This is a genomic window from Azospira sp. MPR-LB4, from assembly GCF_058809525.1.
This window is the reverse complement of record NZ_CM179521.1, coordinates 1280913-1301005: the sequence shown is the minus strand read 5'-3', so window position 1 is coordinate 1301005 and position 20093 is coordinate 1280913. Positions and strand designations below refer to the sequence as shown.

General features: G+C 69.3%; 16 protein-coding genes. 11 read left to right on the top strand and 5 right to left on the bottom strand.

Annotated features, from left to right (window positions below):
* Positions 1-170: 170 nt before the first annotated feature.
* Positions 171-1043 (bottom strand): LysR family transcriptional regulator, encoded by an 873-nt coding sequence (locus AC3QLZ_RS05930; protein WP_492783483.1) that lies wholly within the window; start codon positions 1041-1043, stop codon positions 171-173.
* Positions 1044-1177: 134 nt separating this feature from the next.
* Between AC3QLZ_RS05930 and AC3QLZ_RS05925 the strand changes: the two genes are divergently transcribed.
* The 5 genes from AC3QLZ_RS05925 (at position 1178) to AC3QLZ_RS05905 (ending at position 8654) form a co-directional block, all read left to right on the top strand.
* The gene (locus tag AC3QLZ_RS05925) at positions 1178-2383 is read left to right on the top strand and encodes an MFS transporter (protein WP_416243992.1); all 1206 of its coding nucleotides are present in this window, start codon (positions 1178-1180) and stop codon (positions 2381-2383) included.
* Between the two features lie 64 nt (positions 2384-2447).
* Complete coding sequence (locus tag AC3QLZ_RS05920; RefSeq protein ID WP_492783482.1) at positions 2448-5195, top strand: cation-translocating P-type ATPase; 2748 nt, start codon at positions 2448-2450, stop codon at positions 5193-5195.
* Between the two features lie 186 nt (positions 5196-5381).
* A complete protein-coding gene (locus AC3QLZ_RS05915; protein ID WP_152089622.1) occupies positions 5382-6626 on the top strand; it encodes a cation:proton antiporter in 1245 nt (414 codons plus the stop codon).
* Positions 6619-7743: a YbdK family carboxylate-amine ligase gene (locus AC3QLZ_RS05910; protein ID WP_287873859.1), complete on the top strand. Its 1125-nt coding sequence runs from the start codon at positions 6619-6621 to the stop codon at positions 7741-7743. The genes AC3QLZ_RS05915 and AC3QLZ_RS05910 overlap by 8 nt, the downstream gene beginning before the upstream one ends.
* A gap of 131 nt (positions 7744-7874) precedes the next feature.
* Entirely contained in the window at positions 7875-8654 is a 780-nt protein-coding gene (locus tag AC3QLZ_RS05905) for a gamma-glutamyl-gamma-aminobutyrate hydrolase family protein (RefSeq protein WP_130458974.1), read from the top strand.
* Between the two features lie 36 nt (positions 8655-8690).
* Here AC3QLZ_RS05905 and AC3QLZ_RS05900 read toward each other — a convergent pair whose 3' ends face one another.
* The 3 genes from AC3QLZ_RS05900 to scpB are packed head-to-tail and all read right to left on the bottom strand — an operon-like array spanning position 8691 to position 10342.
* Positions 8691-9089, bottom strand: coding sequence for a hypothetical protein (locus AC3QLZ_RS05900; RefSeq protein ID WP_287873858.1), 399 nt, complete (start codon positions 9087-9089; stop codon positions 8691-8693).
* 34 nt (positions 9090-9123) lie between these two features.
* Complete coding sequence (locus AC3QLZ_RS05895; protein ID WP_287873857.1) at positions 9124-9516, bottom strand: VOC family protein; 393 nt, start codon at positions 9514-9516, stop codon at positions 9124-9126.
* A 46-nt stretch (positions 9517-9562) separates the two neighbouring features.
* Positions 9563-10342: a methylmalonyl-CoA decarboxylase gene (scpB, locus tag AC3QLZ_RS05890; RefSeq protein ID WP_152089618.1), complete on the bottom strand. Its 780-nt coding sequence runs from the start codon at positions 10340-10342 to the stop codon at positions 9563-9565.
* Positions 10343-10477: 135 nt separating this feature from the next.
* Here scpB and AC3QLZ_RS05885 point away from each other — a divergent pair, with 135 nt between their 5' ends.
* The 5 genes from AC3QLZ_RS05885 (at position 10478) to AC3QLZ_RS05865 (ending at position 17827) form a co-directional block, all read left to right on the top strand.
* Positions 10478-11845, top strand: a complete 1368-nt coding sequence (locus tag AC3QLZ_RS05885) for a citrate transporter (protein ID WP_130458970.1) — start codon at positions 10478-10480, stop codon at positions 11843-11845.
* Positions 11846-11935: 90 nt separating this feature from the next.
* Complete coding sequence (locus AC3QLZ_RS05880; RefSeq protein ID WP_308806116.1) at positions 11936-13705, top strand: ATP-binding protein; 1770 nt, start codon at positions 11936-11938, stop codon at positions 13703-13705.
* Complete coding sequence (locus AC3QLZ_RS05875) at positions 13702-14361, top strand: response regulator transcription factor (RefSeq protein WP_014238396.1); 660 nt, start codon at positions 13702-13704, stop codon at positions 14359-14361. Before AC3QLZ_RS05880 ends, AC3QLZ_RS05875 begins: the two co-directional genes overlap by 4 nt.
* A gap of 196 nt (positions 14362-14557) precedes the next feature.
* A complete protein-coding gene (locus AC3QLZ_RS05870; RefSeq protein WP_130458968.1) occupies positions 14558-15826 on the top strand; it encodes a putative Na+/H+ antiporter in 1269 nt (422 codons plus the stop codon).
* Positions 15827-15862: 36 nt separating this feature from the next.
* Positions 15863-17827, top strand: a complete 1965-nt coding sequence (locus AC3QLZ_RS05865; protein ID WP_205230774.1) for a monovalent cation:proton antiporter family protein — start codon at positions 15863-15865, stop codon at positions 17825-17827.
* A 21-nt stretch (positions 17828-17848) separates the two neighbouring features.
* Here the strand turns inward: AC3QLZ_RS05865 and AC3QLZ_RS05860 are convergent, their stop codons facing one another.
* Positions 17849-18550: a Crp/Fnr family transcriptional regulator gene (locus AC3QLZ_RS05860; RefSeq protein ID WP_492783481.1), complete on the bottom strand. Its 702-nt coding sequence runs from the start codon at positions 18548-18550 to the stop codon at positions 17849-17851.
* 386 nt (positions 18551-18936) lie between these two features.
* On the opposite strand from AC3QLZ_RS05860, the gene AC3QLZ_RS05855 reads away from it, so the two are divergent.
* Positions 18937-19848, top strand: coding sequence for a universal stress protein (locus AC3QLZ_RS05855; RefSeq protein WP_492783480.1), 912 nt, complete (start codon positions 18937-18939; stop codon positions 19846-19848).
* Positions 19849-20093: the final 245 nt, after the last annotated feature.

Below are 20093 nucleotides of genomic sequence, written 5' to 3'. Positions count from 1 at the left end.
ACAGCGGTCAATCAACCCACCACGCCTGAAGATTCCGCCTCACAGGCAATATCCCCAGCCGAAAAGCACCAGCCCCACAACCCAACAGCGACGCCACTCTCCGCCATGCCATGGCCGGAAGGCCCGTCCTTCCTGCCTCCCAGACCGGGATGCCCTGAGCGTCCCGCCGCTCACTCCAACGCCTGCTGCACCAGCCCGAGGAAGGCGAGGGCGGCCGGGGTGGGGTGGCGACCCCAGGCGAAGTAGACCCGGCGGCGGGGCGCGGCCTGGACCGGGATGGTGACCAGCCCCGGGTAGTGGGCGGCCGTGGCCAGGGGCACCAGGGCGATGCCGACGTTTTGCCGCACCAGGGCTTCCAGCCATTCCACGTGATTGACCTCCACCGTCACCCGGCGCTCGATGGCGGCGGCCTGGAAGGCGGCGTCGGTCTGTTGCCGGGGGCCGGTGCCGGCCTGGTAGTCCACCAGGGTTTGCCGGGCCAGTTCGGCCAGGCTCAGGCGCTTGCGCCCGGCCAGGGCGTGGTCCGGGTGCAGCAGGGCCACCAGGGGCTCTTCGCTGAGGAGGCGGGCGTCCACCCCGGCCACCGGCTCACCGGGCCAGACGCCGATGAAGGCGGCGTCGGTTTCCTGCTGCCGCAGTTCTTCCAGCAGGCGGTCGCTCATGCCGGTGTGCAGGCGGATGTCCACCTGGGGGTGGCGGCAGTGGAATTCGGCGAGGAGGGCGGGCAGGTTCACCACGGTGAGGGTGGAAATGGTGCCCAGGGTCAGGGTGCCCCGGATCTCGCCGGTGGCGGCGGCCATTTCGTCTCCCAGGCGGCGGGCGGCTTCCTGCACCTGGCGGGCGTGGGTGAGAAAGGTGCGACCGGCCGGGGTCAGGGCCACCCGACGGGAGGTGCGCTCGAAGAGGCGGGCTCCCAGCTGCTCTTCCAGGCGGGAGATCTGGTGGCTGAGAGCGGATTGCACCGTGTGGCAGCGCTCGGCGGCCCGGGTGAAGCTGCCGGTTTCGGCCACCGCCACGGCATAGTCGATCTGGCGCAGGTTCATGGCGATCAATCTGAAAAATGGATTGGTTGGATGATAACAATGCATTGGCGTCATTGATCGGCCATTCCCATACTGGCGCCACATAACGCCGCTCCGGCCAGGACCGGGGCGCCCACCTTCCCCTGGAGATTGCCGTGTCCTCTGCTGCCGCCGTTCCTGCCACCCCGGGCCTGACGCCCGGTCTGGTGCCCATCATGTCCGTCGCCACCGGCCTGGCCGTGGCCGGCAACTACTACGCCCAGCCCCTGCTGCCGGCCATCGCCCGGGAGATGGGGCTGTCCGCCGCCGGGGCCGGGGCCATCGTCACCACAGCCCAGCTGGGCTACGCCCTGGGCCTGCTGCTGATCGTGCCCCTGGGCGACCTGCTGGAACGGCGTCGCCTGATCGTGGTGATGACCCTGCTGGCGGCGGCGGGCCTGCTGGTCACCGCCCTGTCGCCCTCCATGGCCGGCGTCTTCGTCGGCACCGCCCTGGCCGGCCTGTTCTCCGTGGTGGCCCAGGTGCTGGTGCCCCTGGCGGCGACCCTGGCGGCGCCGGCCCAGCGCGGCAAGGTGGTGGGTACGGTGATGAGCGGCCTGCTGCTGGGCATCCTGCTGGCCCGCACCGTGGCCGGGGCCCTGGCCACCCTGGGCGGCTGGCGCACGGTCTATTGGGTCGGCGCCGCGGCCATGGCCCTGGCGGCCCTGGTGCTGGCCCGGCGCCTGCCCCGCTACCAGCACAGCGTCGGCCTCAGCTACCCGCGGCTGCTGCTGTCGGTGCTCGGCCTTTTCCGGGAGGAGCCGAGCCTGCGCCTGCGGGCCTTCCTCGGCGCCGCCGCCTTCGCCGCCTTCAGCGTGTTGTGGACTTCCATGGCCTTCCTCCTGGCCGGCCCCGCCTACGGCTTTTCCGAAGTCACCATCGGCCTCTTCGGCCTGGCCGGCGCCGCCGGCGCCCTGGCCGCCTCCGCCGTCGGCCATCTGGCGGACCGGGGCCACGGCGACCGGGCCACCACCCTGGGCTGGTGGCTGCTGCTGCTCTCCTGGGGCGCCCTCTATTTCGCGCCCCTGTCCCTGGTGGCCCTGATCCTCGGCGTGCTGGCCCTGGACCTGGCGGTGCAGGGCGTGCACGTGAGCAACCAGGGCGCCATCTACCGCATCCGGCCCGAGGCCCGCAACCGGCTGACGGCGGCCTACATGACCTGCTATTTCATCGGCGGCGCCGCCGGCTCCCTGGTCTCCGCCGCCGCCTACGGCGCTGCCGGCTGGAGCGGCGTCTGCCTCTGCGGCGGCATCGTCAGCCTGGCCGGGCTGGCGGCCTGGCTGGGCGGCAGCCGTTTGCACAAGGCCGTGTCGGGAGCCTGACGTACTCCACCGGAAAGGGGAAAGGGCGGACAATAAGGCTGTCGTCATTGCCTTCTCGCCCACCATGCCCCGTCCCGCCGCTTCCTCCCCCGTCTGGCACCACCTCTCCGGCGACGCCGTTGCCGAGCACTGGCAGACCTCCTGCGCCGAAGGGCTGTCAGAGGCCGAGGTGGAATGCCGCCGCCAGACCCACGGCGAGAACCGGCTGACGCCCAAGCCGGGCAAGGGGCCCCTGCTGCGCTTCGCCCTGCAGTTCGCCCAGCCCCTGGTGCTGGTGCTGCTGCTGGCCGGGGCCGTCACCGCCTTTCTCGGCGAGTGGGTGGATTCGGGAGTCATCTTCGGCGTCACCCTGATCAACGCCATCATCGGCTTCATCCAGGAAGGCAAGGCGGAGAGCGCCCTGGCGGCCCTGGCCCGTTCCGTCGCCAGCGAGGTGACGGTGCTGCGGGAAGGGGAGAAGAAGCGCCTGCCCTCCCGCGCCCTGGTGCCCGGCGACGTGGTGCTGCTGGCTGCCGGCGACAAGGTGCCGGCAGACCTGCGCCTGTTCCGGGCCAAGGAGATGAAGGCCATGGAGGCGGCCCTCACCGGCGAATCCACGGCCAGCGACAAGCACGCCGAGACCCTGCCGCCGGAAACCCTGCTGGCGGACCGGGGCAACATGGCCTACGCCGGCACCATGGTGGTGAGCGGCCAGGGCGCCGGCATCACCATCGCCACCGGCGACGCCACCGAGACCGGACGCATCTCCAAGCTGATGGGCGAGACGCCGGACCTGATGACGCCCCTCACCCGCAAGATGGCGGCCTTTTCCAACTGGCTGCTGATGGCCATCGGCGCCCTGGCCCTGTTCACCTTTGCCGTCGGCCTGTGGCGCGGCGAATCCCCCTTCGAGATGTTCATGGCGGCGGTGGCCCTGGCCGTGGGCGCCATTCCCGAAGGCCTGCCGGCGGCCATGACCATCACCCTGGCCATCGGCGTCTCGCGCATGGCCAAGCGCCGCGCCATCATCCGCAAGCTGCCGGCGGTGGAAACCCTGGGCAGCACCACGGTGATCTGCTCCGACAAGACCGGCACCCTCACCGAGAACCAGATGACGGTGCGGGAAGTGGTGGCCGGCGGCATCGCCTACCCGGTGAGCGGCAACGGCTACGCCCCGGAAGGGGAGATCGGCGGCCGTCGTCTGGGCAACGAGGCGCCGCCGGAGCCGGCCCTGCGGGAAACCCTGCTGGCCGCCGCCCTGTGCAACGACGCCGGCCTCTTCAAGGAGGGGCGCCACTGGCAGATCAGCGGCGACCCGACGGAGGCTGCCCTGCTGGTGGCGGCGCGCAAGGCCGGGCTGGACGAACACACCCTGCTTTCCCTCTATCCGCGCCAGGACGAACTGCCCTTCGACTCGGCCCGCCAGTACATGGCCACCCTGCACCGGGGCGACGGCGGCCTGGTGGTCTATGCCAAGGGCGCCCTGGAAAAGCTGCTGCCCCACTGCCGCCGCCGCTGCAATGCGGAAGGCCAGCCGGTGCCCCTGAGCGCGGCCGACGCCGCCGCCATCGAGCGCCAGGCCCGGGAGATGGCGGCCCGGGGCCTGCGGGTGCTGGCCGTGGCCCGCCGCGGCTGGGCGGCCGAGGCCGTGCTGGAGGCCGACTCCCTGATCGCCGGCGAGGGCCTGGACTACCTGGGCCTGATCGGCATGATGGACCCGCCCCGGGCCCAGGCCGTGGCGGCGGTTAAGGCCTGCCGCAACGCCGGCATCCGGGTCAAGATGATCACCGGCGACCATGCCGTCACCGCCCTGGCCATCGCCCGCCAGATCGGCATTGCCGCCGAGGGCGAGCAGGCCCTCTCCGGCGGCGAACTGGCGGCCCTGGACGACGCCGGGCTGCTGGCGGCGGTGCAGCAGATCAACGTCTTCGCCCGGGTCGAGCCGGAACAGAAGCTGCGTCTGGTGCGGGCCCTGCAGGCCCAGGGCCAGGTGGTGGCCATGACCGGCGACGGGGTGAACGACGCCCCGGCCCTGAAGCAGGCCAACATCGGCATCGCCATGGGCATTACCGGCACCGAGGTGGCCAAGGAGGCCGCCGCCATGGTCCTCACCGACGACAACTTCGCCGCCATCGAGGCGGCGGTGGAGGAGGGCAGGGGCGTCTTCGACAACCTGGTGAAGTTCATCACCTGGACCCTGCCCACCAATTTCGGCGAGGGCCTGGTCATCGTCGCCGCCATCGTTGCCGGTGCCACCCTGCCCATCACGCCCCTGCAGATTCTCTGGATCAACATGACCACGGCCGTGTTTCTCGGCCTCATGCTGGCCTTCGAGCCCATCGAGAAGGGCGTCATGGCCCGCCCGCCCCGGGCGCCCCAGACGCCGGTGCTGGACGCCCCCCTGGTGGGGCGCATCCTGCTTGTGAGCCTGTTGCTGCTGCTCGGCGCCTTCGGCCTCTTCCTGCGGGAGTTGGACCAGGGCCACACCCTGGCCGAGGCCCGCACCGTGGCGGTCAATGTGTTCGTGCTGGTGGAGACGGTCTATCTCTTCAACTGCCGCTCCCTCACCCATTCCTTCTGGAGCATCGGCCTGTTCACCAACCGCTGGTTCTGGGGCGGCATCGGCACCATGGCGGCCCTGCAGCTGCTGTTCACCTACGCGCCGATCATGAACCGGCTCTTCGCCACGGCCCCCATCGGCCTCACGGAATGGCTGGAAATCGGCGCTTTCGCCCTCTTCTGCGGCCTGGTCATCGGCACCGAGAAGCGTCTGCGCCTGGGCTTTGCGCGCCGTCAGGCCGTACGGAACTTGCCGGGGTCCGGCCGACTCTGACCTGAAGTAACCTACGGCCTCCACCGTCCCCGCCCCCGGGGATGATCCCGGGGCGCCTTGCCGGCGCCCGTCTTTCAATAACAAAAACAGGCTGTGCGCTGACCGCTCCTGCCCCATCGGGCAGGCCGCCCGGGCGCCGCATTGTTGAGACATTGCTGAACAGCCGTCCCATGGGAGCACCGCGCTATGGACGGAAACATCTCTTTCGCTTTTCTGCCGGCCCTGCCGCCGGCCCTGGGCCCCGCCGCCCTGTTCGGCAGCCTGCTGCTGGCCGGGCTGTTCGGCGGCGAGCTGGCCCGCCGCCTGAAACTGCCGCGCCTGCTGGGCTGGCTCCTGGCCGGCCTGCTGTTGGGCCAGGCCGGCCCCTGGCTGCCGCCGGGCTGGTCCCTGCACCCCCTGCTGGGGGAAACCCGGCTCTTCTTCGACGTGGCCGTGGGCCTGATCCTCTTCGACCTGGGCCGGCGCCTGGACCTGACCTGGTTCAAGCGGGACCGCTCCCTGCTGGCCGCGGCCCTGCTCGAATCGGCCCTGGCCTTCGCCGCCATGGCCGGGGTGCTGTGCCTGTTCGGCTTCACCCGGGTGGAGGCGGGCCTGGCGGCGGCCATCGGCCTGTCCACCTCGCCTGCCGTGGTGCTGCTGGTGGCCCGGGAATTCCGGGCCGAAGGCCAGGTGACGGAGCGCACCCTGGCCCTGGTGGCCATCAACACCCTGCTCGCCTTCCTCACCGCCACCACCCTGCTCTCGGTGGCCCATGCGGAAAATGCGGCGCCCTGGCACAAGACCCTGCTGCATCCCCTCTACCTGCTGCTGGGTTCGGTGCTGCTGGGCAGCCTGGCCGCCCGCCTGGTGCTGTGGGGCGCCCGCCTGCTGGGCAAGGGGCCTGAATCCAAGTTTTCCCAGTTCATCTTGCTGGCCGGCATGCTGCTGGCGGCGGTGGGCCTGGCCCACGCCTTCCAGCTGTCGGTGTTCCTGGCCCTGCTGGTGTTCGGCCTGGCCTGCCGCCAGTGGGACAGCCGCTACGCCCTGCTCAGCGTGGACCTGGGGGGCGCCGCCCAGCTCTTCTACATCGTCCTCTTCGTCCTCACCGGCGCCAGCCTGCCCCTGGCGGCAGTGCTGGCCGCCGGCCTGCCGGTGCTGGCCTATCTGGCGGCCCGCAGCCTGGGCAAGGCGGCCGGGGTCATGCTCACCGCGCCTTTCTCCCGCATCACCTGGCGCCAGCACGCCTGGCTGAGCCTGGCTTTGCTGCCCATGTCCGGGGTGGCCATCGCCCTGGTGCATGACCTCACCAGCCTCTATCCCCAGTTCGGCGAACGGCTGGGCAACCTGGTGCTGGCGGCGGTGGTGCTGCTGGAATTCCTCGGCCCCCTGGCAGTGCAGGCGGCTTTCAAGGGCGCCGGCGAGAGCCGGCCGGAAGGAGACGAGCATGCTTGAGTTCAAGTCCGTCAGTCCCTACACCCTGGGGGTGGAGCTGGAACTGCAGGTGATCAACCCCCATACCCAGGACCTGACCCGGGGCGGCCCGGACCTGCTGCGGGCCCTGGAGAAGGTGGCCCACCCGGGGGAGATCAAGCCCGAGATCACTGAGAGCATGATCGAGCTCAACAGCAGCCCCCACGCCCGCCACGACAGCCTGCTGGAGGAGCTGCACGCCATGCGCGACGCGGTGGTGCATACCGCCGGCAGCCTCAACCTGGCCATCGCCGGCGGCGGCACCCACCCTTTCCACCTCTGGCACGAGCGGCGCATCTTCCCCACCGAGCGCTTCCAGCAGCTGTCCAGCCTTTACGGCTACCTGGCCAAGCAGTTCACCGTCTTCGGCCAGCATATCCACGTGGCCTGCGAGTCGGGGGACGACGCGGTGTATCTGACGCACCAGCTGTCCCGCTACATTCCCCACTTCATCGCCCTCTCGGCGGCCTCGCCCTTTTCCCAGGGGCAGGACACCTCCTTCGAGACCTCGCGCCTGCACGCCGTTTCCGCCTTTCCCCTCTCCGGCCACATGCCGCCGGTGAGCACCTGGGCCGGCTTCGAGGAGTTTTTTGCCAAGATGCTGGGCTACGGCATCATCGGCAGCATCAAGGACTTCTACTGGGACATCCGCCCCAAGCCCGAATTCGGCACCGTGGAGGTGCGCATCTGCGACACCCCCCTGGAGGTGGATACGGCCGCCGCCCTGGCCGCCTTCGTCCAGGCCCTGGCCTTCTGGCTGCTGGTGGAGCGCCCCTACCCGGCGGACCGGGTGGAGGAGGGCCTGTACCTGGTCTACGGCTACAACCGCTTCCAGGCCACCCGCTTCGGTTTCGACGCCACCCTGGTGGACCCGCGCAGCCAGCAGAGCCTGGTGCTGCGGGACGACCTGCTGGCCACCCTGGAGCGCCTGCAGCCCTTCGCCGACATCCTCGGCAGCCGCGCGCCCCTGGCCCGGCTGGCCGCCATGGCCGGCAGCGGCGCCAACGGCAGCGCCTGGCTGCGGGCCCGGCACGAGGAAAGCGGCGCCCTGGAGGACGTGGTGCGCCACTCGGCCCGTTGCTGGGCGGGGGGCGTGTAGCGGGTGTATTGAAAATGCTATTGCCACAGAGGGCACAGAGTTCACCGAGAGGGGCCTGGTTTGCGGCGTGCTCCCGGGCGCTTGTCCTTGCTGCGGCAATGCCCTGAAACCCGGATCGAAAGGAGTCAGACATGGCCAAGCGCACCGTCAAGATCGGCATTTCCGCCCGCCTCTACCATCCCCAGCCCGAGAGCGTCGGCCTGCTGGGCAAGACCCTGCAGTACCTGGAGCAGTCCGTGGCCCACTGGGTCATGTCCCGGGACGTGCTGGTGTTCATGGTGCCCTCCATCGTCCAGGACAGCCCCATGCAGCGCAGCAACATGCGCCTGGCCGACTACGTGGGCGCCCTCGACGGCCTGGTGCTGCAGGGCGGCACCGACCTCTCGCCCCTCAGCTACGGCGAGGAACCCCTCAAGCCCGAATGGGCCGGCGACCGGGTGCGGGACGCCTACGAGATGGAACTGCTGCACGAGTTCATGGAGGCGGGCAAGCCGGTGCTGGGCATCTGCCGCGGCCTGCAACTGATCAACGTGGCCCTGGGGGGCAGCCTGCACCAGGACATCCCCAGCCTGGTGGAAGACGCCATCGCCCACGAGGCCCCCGAGTACGACCGTCACACCCACCCGGTGCAGTTCGCCGAGGGCGGCCTGCTGGCCAGGCTCTACCCGGAGCAGACGGGCGGCCAGGTGGTTTCCATCCACCACCAGGCGGTCAAGGTGCTGGGCAAGGACCTGACGGTGGAAGCCACCGCCGCCGACGGCCTGGTGGAAGCCGTGCGCTGGACCGGTCGGGGCTTCGTGGTGGGCCTGCAATGGCACCCGGAATTCCACACCCCGGGCAAGGGCGAACTGCTGGACGGGGAGCCGCTGCTGCAGGCGTTTCTGGACGAAGCAAGAAAGCGGCGGTGGTAGGGGGTTGATTCCGGCCTTGGCGGTTCTACTGAAGGCTTACCTGAGTTTCAAGGCGTAATAGATGCCGACGCCTGCAAGCAATGCCCAGAAATAGATGTTCTTCGATAGCAGAAGGGGCCAGTAGAAAGTGACCCATAGGCCTGTGAGCAATGTTCTTTCTACCCCCGCCGGCAGTTGGCGCGTCTTGGCCAACCACTCATGTTCCATTTCGAACCGGCAGAAAACTGGGTGGCTCCAGAAAACGATGAGGACGCCCCACCAAGCGCCCAGGAGGAGCAGGGCCGCCAGGCCAATCCCCAGTCCGAGTTGCAACGAGACTGTCAAAGCAATAAAGAGAACAACCGCGGCGAAGCCGTAGACAATGCCGGCATGCAGCGTCTGATATTTCCGACGTTCCACTTCGGGGGGCGGAGACTGCCTGGGATTGGTTTCCATTGGTTCAGGCGATATGGATTCGGGCGCTGGGGCACTAACGCTTGATGGCCGTACACAACTCCACCAGGGTTCCCTCCGGGCAGCGGACGAAGGAGACGGTCTGGCCCCAGGGGGTGGTGCGCGGCGGCGTCAGGCCGGTGGCCCCCTGGGCCAGGGCCTTGGCGTAGGCGGCCGGCACGTCTTCCGTGAAGAGGCCGATCTCGAAAGCGTGATGCTGGGGCAATGGCGGCTCCGTCACGCATTCCGGGGGCAGCAGATCCGCCATCAGGCCGTGGCTGGCGAAGGCGATGCAGGTGGCGCCGGCCTCCAGCTCCCCGTAGACGCCCGTTGCGTCGATGAAGCGCCGGTGCAGGCCGAAGGCCCTTTCCCAGAAGGCGATGGCGGCCGGTACGTCGGCGACGTAGATGATGGTGTAACCGAATTTCACGCTTTGTCTCCCCTTCGCGGCCCGATTGCCGGAAGCCTAATCCTACCTACTGCCCCCGGTAGATCGGCTTGCGCTTCTGCTTGAAGGCGTGGATGCCTTCGGCGTAGTCGGCGCTGTTGTACACCACCCGGCGCAGGCCCTGGATGCGTTCGAAATCCTGGGGGGAGAGGGCGTGGGCGCCGGCCAGGATGCGCAGCTGTTCCTTGATCACGGAGATGGAGAGGGGGGCGTTGTGGGCCATGCCCTTGGCCAGCTCGTGCACGAAGGCGTCGATCTCGGCGGCGGGCACCAGGTGGTTGATGACGCCCTGGCGTTCCAGGCGGGCGGCGCCCATGGGGCTGCCGGTGAACAGCAGTTCCTTGGCCAGGTGCAGGGGCAGGGCGTTGAGGAAGGTGAGCAGGCCGGTGGCGTTGTAGGGCACGCCCAGCTTGGCCGGGGTGGCGGCGAAGGTGGCTTCGGGGGTGGCGACGATGAGGTCGCAGGCGAACACCAGTTCGCAGGCGCCGCCCCAGACGCTGCCGCCCACCTGGGCGATGACCGGGCCGGGAAAGGCTTCGATCTCCCGGATCACCATGCGCAGGGAGTCCTTCCAGCCCAGGGGGTCGTGGCCGCCGGTGGGCAGCTCGTCCACGCTGTGGCCGGCAGACCACACCTTGGCCCCGGGCTGGCCCCGGATCACCGCGACCCGGGCCCCTTCCTGGGTGAACAGGGCGAGGGCGGCGGCGATTTCGCCGGTCATGGCTTCCGACAGGGCGTTGCGCTTGAAGTCGTAGTTGAAGGTGATGCTGCCGATGCCTTCGGCGAGGTGGGCGTTGATGAGGGACATGGGGCGGGCGGTGGAAGACGATGTCCTATTGTGCGCCAGAATGCGGCGTTGCAGCATGGGGCTAAGTGTTTTCCCCTAAGGGGGAGGCCGCGGGGCGAATGTTAGAATCCGGCCCACAAAAATCTGGAGGACTCCATGCTGTCGACCCTGTCCCGCCCGGGAGCGCGCTCCCTCGGCCTGCTGGCCCTGTGCCTGGCTTTTCCCCTCTCCGCCTGGGCCGACGGCCCGGTGCTGGTGGCCGGCATTCCCCTGGACTTCATCCTGTTCGGCCTGACCCTGCTGGGCGTGGCCCTGTTCCACAACTACACCCTCTACGTCGGTCTCACCGGCGTCACCGTGATCAGCCTGTACAAGATCTTCGTCACCGGCTTCAAGACCGGGGTCGGCTTTGCCGGCTTCGCCGCCCACCTGGGCCACGAGTTCGTCACCCTCTCCAACCTGCTGTGCCTGCTCATGGGCTTCGCCCTGCTCTCGCGCCACTTCGAGAAGAGCCACGTGCCGGTGATCCTGCCCAAGTACCTGCCGGGCGAGTGGAAGGGCGGTTTCGTGCTGCTGGTGATGGTCTTCGTGCTGTCCTCCTTCCTCGACAACATCGCCGCGGCCCTCATCGGCGGCGCCATGGCCCACCAGCTGTTCCGCGGCAAGGTCCACGTGGGCTACCTGGCCGGCATCGTCGCCGCCTCCAATGCCGGCGGCTCCGGCTCCGTGGTGGGGGATACCACCACCACCATGATGTGGATCGACGGCGTGCCGCCCCACATCGTGCTCGACGCCTACGTGGCGGCCATCGTCGCCCTGCTCATCGTCGCCTTCGTCGCCTCCAGGCAGCAGCATGCCTACTCCCCCATCATCAAGGGCGGCCACCAGCACACCAAGATCGACTGGGCCCGGGTCGGCATCGTCGGCATGATCCTGGCCTTCGCCATCGGCGCCAACGTGCTGGTGAATATCAATTTCCCCGAAGAGGCGGACCATTTCCCCTTCATCGGCGTCGCCGTGTGGCTGGCCATCCTCATTTCCACCTCCATCCGCCGGCCCGACTGGGAAGTGCTGCCGGAAACCTTCAAGGGCTCCATCTTCCTGCTCTCCCTGGTCACCTGCGCTTCCATGATGCCGGTGGAAGAGCTGCCCGGCGCCTCCTGGCAGACCGCCCTGGGCCTGGGCTTCGTTTCCGCCGTCTTCGACAACATTCCGCTGACGGCCCTGGCCCTGAAGCAGGGCGGCTACGACTGGGGCTTCCTGGCCTACGCCGTGGGCTTCGGCGGTTCCATGGTGTGGTTCGGCTCCTCCGCCGGCGTGGCCCTCTCCAACATGTTCCCCGAGGCCAAGTCCGTGGGTAACTGGCTGCGCCACGGCTGGCACGTGGCCCTGGCCTACGTGGTCGGCTTCTTCGTCCTGCTCACCGTGCTCGGCTGGCATCCGGATGCGGACCACAAGGCGCCCGCCGCCGTCGAAGCGGCAGCCGCTGCCGCCGTTCCGGCCGAGGCTGCCGCCAAGCCCTAACTTCTGATTCAGGGCCGGTCCGGGACCAAGGTTCCGCGGCCCTCTCCGGACACCCATGCCCGACAGCGCCGTCCCGTGCGCTGCTCGGGCATGGTGCTTTTACGGGTGCGTACTGCGCCGCACGGGGGATGCGTTCGGCATTTCCGCTGGCGGCGTGTCGTGACAAATCCGTACGTACCCCGGCAGACCCAGTCCTGGCCTGTTTTCAGGCATGATCCGGGTATGACTTTTGCCCGCTTTTTCCACCTGCCCGTTCCCCCTGCGCTGAACCCGAGTCGGGTTGCGGCCGTAGGGTGCGTCTACGTGCTGCTTTACCTCCTGCTGGACTGGGTCAGCTTCATCCATCCCCTGCCGGCCTTCGAGGTGACGCCCTGGAATCCGCCCCCCGGACTGACCCTGGCCCTGCTGCTGGCCTTCGGCCTGCGCTTCTGGCCCCTGGCCTTCGCCACCGTGTGGTGCGGCAATGTGCTGGTGCACGGCATGGCCGCCCTGTCCGTGGAAACCCTGCTGCTCACCGGCATCACCGCCGGCGGCTACGGCCTCATGGCGGCCCTGCTGCACCGGGTCGGCGCCGCCGACATCCGGGACCGGGGCGCGCTGCCCCGCTTCCTCGCCGTCCTCGCCGGCACCGCCCTGCTTCTGGGCGGGCTCTATCTGCTGGTGGTCAGCGCCTTCCTGCCCGACAGCCAGCGGGGCTTCCTCTACGCCCTGGTGCGTTTCTGGGTGGGGGATGCCATCGGCGTCCTGGTCAGCGCCCCCCTGATCCTGGTGCTGCTGCGCCCGGGGGACTGGAAATTCCTGGAGACCCGGGAATTCACCCTGCAGTGCCTGGCGGTGATGCTCTCCCTGTGGGTGGTGTTCGGCCTGCCGTGGACCGACGAATTCAAGTATTTCTACCTGCTGTTCCTGCCCCTCACCTGGATTTCCCTGCGCCACGGCCTGGAGGGGGCCTGCCTGACCCTGGCCATGATCCAGGTGGGCCTCATCGTCAGCGCCCAGTGGCTCGGCTACAAGGGTGGCACGGTGCAGGAGATGCAGTTCCTCATGGCCTCCCTGGCCATCACCGGCCTCACCCTGGGGGTCACCTCCAGCGCCCGCAAGGTGGCCGAGAGCGAGCTGAAGCGGGCCCTGCGCCTGGCGGCGGCCGGCGAGATGGCGGCGGCCCTGGCCCACGAACTGAACCAGCCCCTCACCGCCGTGGCCAACTACGCCCGGGCCGGCCAGCTGATGCTGGAGGCGGGGCGGGGCGGCGAGCTGTCCGACGTGCTGGACAAGGTGGCGGCCGAGGCCCGCCGCGCCGGCGCCGTGGTGCGCCGCCTGCGGGACTTCTTCAAGACCGGCCACACCCGGCGCGATCCGGTGCCGATCCTGCCCCTGGTGGTGGAAACCATCGGCGAGGTGGAGGAACGGGCCAAGCGCCAGGCCTGCCGCCTCGAATACGCCATCCCGGCCGACCTGCCGCCGGCCCGGGGCGACGGGGTGCAGCTCCAGGTGGTGCTGCGCAACCTGCTCATCAACGCCCTCGACGCCGTGTCGCCGGAAAGCTTCGGCCGCAGCACCGACGAGCCGGTGGTGAGCCTGGCCGCCCACCGGGAAGGCAACGAACTGCAACTGGTGGTGCAGGACAACGGGCCGGGCATCCTGCCCCAGTTCCGCGAACGCCTGTTCGAGCCCTTCGCCACCAGCAAGCCCACCGGCATGGGCCTGGGCCTGGCCATCAGCCGGGCCATCGTCGAGGCCCACGGCGGCCGCCTGTGGGCCGAATCGCCCAGCGCCGGCGGCAGCCGTTTCATCATCGCCTTGCCGCTGCACCATTCCGTTTATTCCGTAAAACCGCTGCCTGTGAAAGGAGCCCCATGAATCTGAGCATTCCTCCCAACGCCCCCACCGTCTATGTGGTGGACGACGACGCGGCCATCCGGGATTCCCTGGGTCTGCTGCTCAACCTCAAGGGTTACCGGGTCCAGGCCTTCGGCTCCGCCGAGGACTACCTGGCGGCCGTCGATCCCGACGCTCCCGGCTGTCTCATCGCCGACGTGCGCCTGCCCGGCATGGACGGTCTCTCCCTGCAGGCCACCCTGGCGGAGAAGGGCATCCAGCTGCCGGTGATCGTCATTTCCGCCCACGGCGACGCCTCCACCGCCCGCACCGCCTTCAAGGCCCAGGCCGTGGATTTCCTGGAAAAGCCCATCGACGACAACCAGCTGTTCAACGCCGTCGCCACCGCCCTGGCCCTGGACACGGCCCGCCGCAAGGAGGCCGCCACCGGCGCCGAGATGCGCGACCGCCTGGAGCGCCTCTCCCGGCGCGAGCGGGAGGTGATGCGCCTGGCCGCCGCCGGCAAGCCCAACCGGGAAATCGGCGAGGTGCTCGGCATCAGCCCCCGCACGGTGGAGGTGTACAAGGCCCGCATGATGGAAAAGCTGCAGGCCCGCAACCTCTCCGAGCTGGTGCGCATCGTCGTCCAGTTCGACAACGAGGTGCCGCCCCCGGCGCCGGACGAAGAGGCCGCCTGATGGCCCGGCGTGTCCTTAGGGTTGGCCGCGTCGTTGATCGGCCGTACGCTGAACGGCGAATTACCGCCGGGAGCGGTCGCGCCTATGATGCCCAGGCTGGATTCAGCAACAATCCTGTTGGACACCCACTCGTGTCGCCCGCTGCGTCGTCATCCGCAGCGGGCGTTTCTTTTGCCCCGCGCCCGGACCTGCCCTGATGTCGGCCCTCGCCCCCACTCCCGTTGAAATCGCCGCCACGGTGCTGTTCGCCCTGGCCATCGTGCATACCTTTTCCACCAAGTACTTCGAACACCTGGCCCACACCCAGCCGGCCCATGCCGGCCTGTGGCACCTGCTGGGCGAGGTGGAGGTGGTGTTCGGCTTCTGGGCCATGGTGCTGGTGCTGGTCATGGTCGGCCTGCAGGGCACCGGGGAGGCGGTGACCTACCTGGAATCCTGCAACTACACGGAGGCCCTGTTCGTCTTCGTCATCATGGTCATCGCCGCCAGCCGGCCCATCCTCGCCCTGGCCGGCCACAGCGTCCGTGCCGCGGCGCGAACGCTGCCCCTGCCGGACAGCGTCGCCACCTTCTTCGTCATTCTCTTTCTGGTGCCCCTGCTCGGCTCCTTCATCACCGAGCCCGCCGCCATGACCCTGGGGGCCCTGCTGCTGCGGGACCGCTATTTCGCCCGGCCCGTTTCCAGCCGCCTCAAGTACGCCACCCTGGCGGTGCTGTTCGTGAACATTTCCATCGGCGGCACCCTGACCCCCTTCGCCGCGCCGCCGGTGTTGATGGTGGCCGGCAAGTGGGGCTGGGACCTGGCCTTCATGGCCAGCACCTTCGGCTGGAAGGCCGCCATCGCCGTCGGCATCAACGCCCTGGTGGTGACCTTCGTCTATCGCCGGGAGCTGGTCAGCCTGTGCGGCGCCGTGGAAGGCGAGGCCGCCCCCGCCGTGCCGGCCGGCATGGTGCTGGTGCACCTGGCCTTCCTGGTCGGGGTGGTGGTGTTCGCCCACCATCCGGCCGTGTTCCTCGGCCTGTTCCTCTTCTTCCTCGGCTTCTGCGAGGCCTACAAGCACCACCAGGACCGCCTCATCCTGCGGGAAGGCCTGCTGGTGGCCTTCTTCCTGGCCGGCCTGGTGACCCTGGGCGGCCTGCAGAAGTGGTGGCTGCAGGACGTGCTGGCGGGCATGGCGCCCACCGTGCTGTTCTTCGGCGCCACCGCCCTCACGGCCCTCACCGACAATGCGGCCCTGACCTACCTGGGCTCCCTGGTGGAGGGCGTCACCCCGGCCTTCCAGTACGCCCTGGTGGCGGGGGCCGTCACCGGCGGCGGTCTCACGGTGATCGCCAACGCCCCCAACCCGGCGGGCTTCTCCATCCTCAAAGGCACTTTCCACGAGCAGGCCATCAGCCCCATCGGCCTGCTGCTGTGCGCGTTGCCGCCTACGTTGGTGTCCGTCCTGGCCTTCCAGCTTCTATAATCCGCCCCAACCCATTATTCGGAGCCGGAGTCCGCCGTGACCGACTCACTGTTCAGCGTCGTCCTCCTGCTCTCCCTGGCGGTGTTGTTCGTCGTCGTCGCCAAGCAGCTGCGTCTGCCCTCCCTGCTGGCCTACCTGGCCATCGGCCTCATCGTCGGCCCCTACGGCTTCGGCCTCCTGGCGGAGAGTGAGGAGGCCAGCCACTTCGCCGAGTTCGGCGTGGTCTTCCTGATGTTCTCCATCGGCCTGGAGTTCAGCCTGGCCCGGCTCAAGGCCATGCACCGCCTGGTATTCGGCCTGGGGGGCGCCCAGGTGGGGGTGACCCTGGTGGGCACCACCCTGGTCACCATCCTCTACTACGGCCAGGACTGGCGCATCGGCCTGGCCGTCGGCGCCGCCTGCGCCATGTCCTCCACCGCCATCGTCAGCAAGCTGCTCTCCGAGCGCCTGGAGCTGCATTCCCAGCCCGGGCGCCAGACCATGGCCGTGCTGCTGTTCCAGGATCTGGCGGTGGTGCCCCTGCTGATCATCATTCCCGCCCTGGCCGCCGACGCCAAGGGCATGGCCGGCGCCATTTCCATGGCCCTGGGCCAGGCCGCCCTGGCCCTGGTGGCCATGATCCTGGTGGGCCAGCGCCTGATGCGCCGCTGGTTCGATGCCGTGGCCCGGCAGAAGTCCCCCGAGCTGTTCATGCTCAGCGTACTGTGGATCGTGATCGGCCTCTCCGCCCTCACCGCCTGGGCCGGCCTCTCCCTGGCCCTGGGCGCCTTCATCGGAGGCATGCTCATTTCCGAGACCCTCTACCGGCACCAGGTGGAGGCCGATATCCGGCCCTTCCGCGATGTGCTGCTGGGCCTCTTCTTCGTCACCATCGGCATGCTGCTGGACCTGCACTTCGTCCTGCAGAACCTGCCGGCGGTGCTGCTGGCCCTGGCCCTGCTGGTGCTGGCCAAGGGCGGTATCGTCTTCCTCATCACCCTCCTGATGCGCAACTCGCCGGAAGTGGGGGCCCGCACCGCCATCCAGCTGGCCCAGGCCGGCGAGTTCGGCTTTGTGCTGCTGGAACTGGCCCGGGACAACAAGCTGCTGCCCACCGACGTGTTCCAGGTGACCATGGCGGCCATGCTGCTCTCCATGTTCATCGCCCCCCTCCTGATCGGCCAGGCCGGCCGCTGGAGCAAGCACCTGTCGCGGCAGGAATGGAGCGACCGCACCCGCATGATCCACGAGGTGGCGGTGCACGCCATGGGCATCGAGCAGCACGTGATCCTCTGCGGCTTCGGCCGCACCGGCCAGAGCGTGGCCCGCTTCCTCGACCTGGAGAGCATTCCCTTCATCGCCCTGGACGTGGACGAGGCCCGCATCCGCCAGGCGGTGGAGGCGGGGGAAAACGTGGTGTACGGCAACGCCGACCGCCGCGAGATTCTCAAGGCGGCGGGCCTGGACCGGGCCCGGGCCCTGGTGGTGACCTACGCCGACCTGCCGGCGACGGAGAAGGTGCTGCATCTGGTGCGGGAATTGCGGCCGGACATGCCCATCATCGTCCGCGCCCAGGACGACCTGCACCTGGAGCATCTGAAGAGTCTGGGGGCCACCGAAGTCATTCCCGAAGTGCTGGAAGGCAGCCTGATGCTGGCGGCCCAGACCCTGACCCAGCTCGGCGTGCCGGTGGAGCGGGCCCTGGAACAGGTGCGGGAAGTGCGGGCCCACCGCTACACCGCCCTGCGGGCCTTCTACCGGGGCGAGAGCGACCGCCTGCAGCGCATCTCCCAGGAGAAGCTGGCCTGCGTCATCGAGCAGCAGGCCTACGCCGTCGGCCGCAGCCTGGCCGAACTGGACCTGGGCCGCTTCGGCGTCGAGCTGGAAGCCCTGCGCCGGCACCGGGTGCGGGACGAGGCGCCCCTGCCGGAGACCGTGGTGCAGCCCGAGGATGTGTTGATTCTGGTGGGAACCAGCGAGGCCCTGTCGGCCGCCATGCACTTCATTCTCGACGGCAAGTAGCCGTCGTCCCCGCCGCCGTCCCTAGGACTTGCGGCAACCCTCGCACAGGGCGCCCTCGAAGCGGCTCAGATCGCCGATCTGCAGGCCGCCATGGGTGCGCTGCACCACTCCGCTCTGCAACAGCCGCCGCGCCGCCCGGGACAGGTGGCCGGCGCTGCAGCCCAGACGGCGGGCCAGCACCTGCATGGGCAGGGGGCCGTGGCCGGGATGGCGCTCGGCGCTTTCGGACTGGCAGCTTTCGCCGCAGATGAGATAGCACAGCAGCCGTTCCGCCACCGGGCGCGAGAGGGTGTGCTCCCGTTCCTGTTCCAGGTGGCAGATGCCGGAGGCCAGGCGATTGGCTAGGGCGCGGCGGAAATCGGGGCAGGAGAGGATCCAGCGGTCCACCAGTTCCGGATTGACGGCGATCACCGCCGAGCGGGTCAGGGCCCGCACCTGGTAACCGCCCGGGGCCTGGGGCAGCAGGCATTCCAGGCCGAAGATGTCGCCGCTGCCCATCAGGCGCAGGGAGCGTTCGCCGCCGTTGGCGTCCCGCACCATCAGTTCCAGGCGGCCGTGCTGGACGCAGTAGAGGCCGCCGTTGTGGCCCTGGCTGTCGAGGCCGACGGCGCCCGGTTCCCACAGCTGCACGCGCACGTGCCGCTCCGCCGTTTCCCTCTCCGTCTGGGCAAGTGCTGCCCTGAACAGCTCGTCGTCGATGACGGGCCGATGGTTCTGGTGCATGGGATTCCCCTCCCTTTGCTTGTTTGACAGTCGCTATGACGGAAAGCTAGCACACCAACCATGCCAAATATATTGCGTAACGTGACGTACGTCACGTTTTTCTAGGTGCCCTAGAAGGCCCAAGGGGCGGGCATCTTCACCTGGGGTGCCTCGAATGCCGCAATTCTGGCCGCTCTCCCGGCAGAGGGGCCGGGGAACATTCATTGTAGCCATTTCCAGGCCGATGCCAAGGCGCCATCCGCCCTCGCCGGACCTTCGCCCCGGCGCCGGTTCGGGGCCACCCCGGCTGGGGCCCCGCCGGACTGTGCAAAACCCCGCTTGCCGCTAGAATTTGCCGTCAGCATGTCCCCCATGGGACCGACCCCCTTCGCTCCGGAAGCCAGCCCATGAACGCCCCCGTCAACGCCCTGCGCCACCTGCTCATCGCCACCGACTTTTCAGCTGCCGCCGACCGGGCCCTGGCCCGGGCCGCCCAGCTGGCGCGGCAGCGGGGCGCCCGCCTGACGGTGCTGCACGTCATTCCCCAGGGCCCCCTGGACCTGGCCCGGCGCTTCGCCATGCAGGCGCCGGAAGCGGCCGAGGCCGAAGCCCGCCGCGGCGCCCGCCAGGAGCTGGAGGAGCGCCTGGCCCGCCTGCCCGAGCTGCCGCCCCACCAAGTGGAATTGCGGGTCGGCCGGCCCGGGGCGGAAATTGCCAAGGCCGCCGGCGAACTGGGGGCCGACCTGATCGTCCTCGGCGCCCACGGCGAACGCTTCCTCAAGGAAGTGCTGCTCGGCTCCACGGTGCACAAGGCCCTGCGCCTGGCCCCCTGCCCGGTGCTGGTGGTGAAGCAGGCCGCCGCCGGCCCCTACCGGCGGGTGCTGCTGCCCACCGACTTCTCCGCCAACGCCCGCACCGCCGCCGCCATCGCCCGGGCCTTCGCCCCCGAGTCGGACCGGGAGTTCCTGCACGTCTATGAGGCCCCCTTCGAGCGCCAGATGTATTTCGCCGGCGCCCGGGACAGCACCCTGGACTTCTACCGCCACAAGGCCGAGAGCGACGCCCGGGAAGCCATGGGCCGCTTCGTCGCCGAGCTGGGCTGGCAGGACGGCCCGGCCCCGGGCACCCGCCTGCGCCACGGCTACGCCCCGGCGGAAATCGAGCGGGTGGTGCAGGACTTCAGCTTCGACCTGATCGCCCTGGCGACCCAGGACAATTCCGAACTCACCGCCGCCCTCCTGGGCAGCGTCAGCCTCCATGTCATTGAGGAAATCCAGTGCGACCTGCTGGTGGTGCGGGGCATGGGCGCTCCGGACTGAATCCGGCTCCGGCTTGCGTCGCGGTGGCGGGATGATGGCGGCGCCGCGGGCGCCTTCGGCGTTTGCAGCAGATATGGCGCCCCAGGCCGGCCGCGGCCGCGATGGCCGGCGACGGGCGCCTGTTCCGTAGCTTCCTCCCAGCCGCGGCGCTCCGCTGCCCGGCTGTCGCTGCAGCGTTCACGCTCTCGTCAGGGGCGCGCGGAGGGCCTATAGTGGCGCCTGGCGCCGCTGCCGGGTGGTTCGCG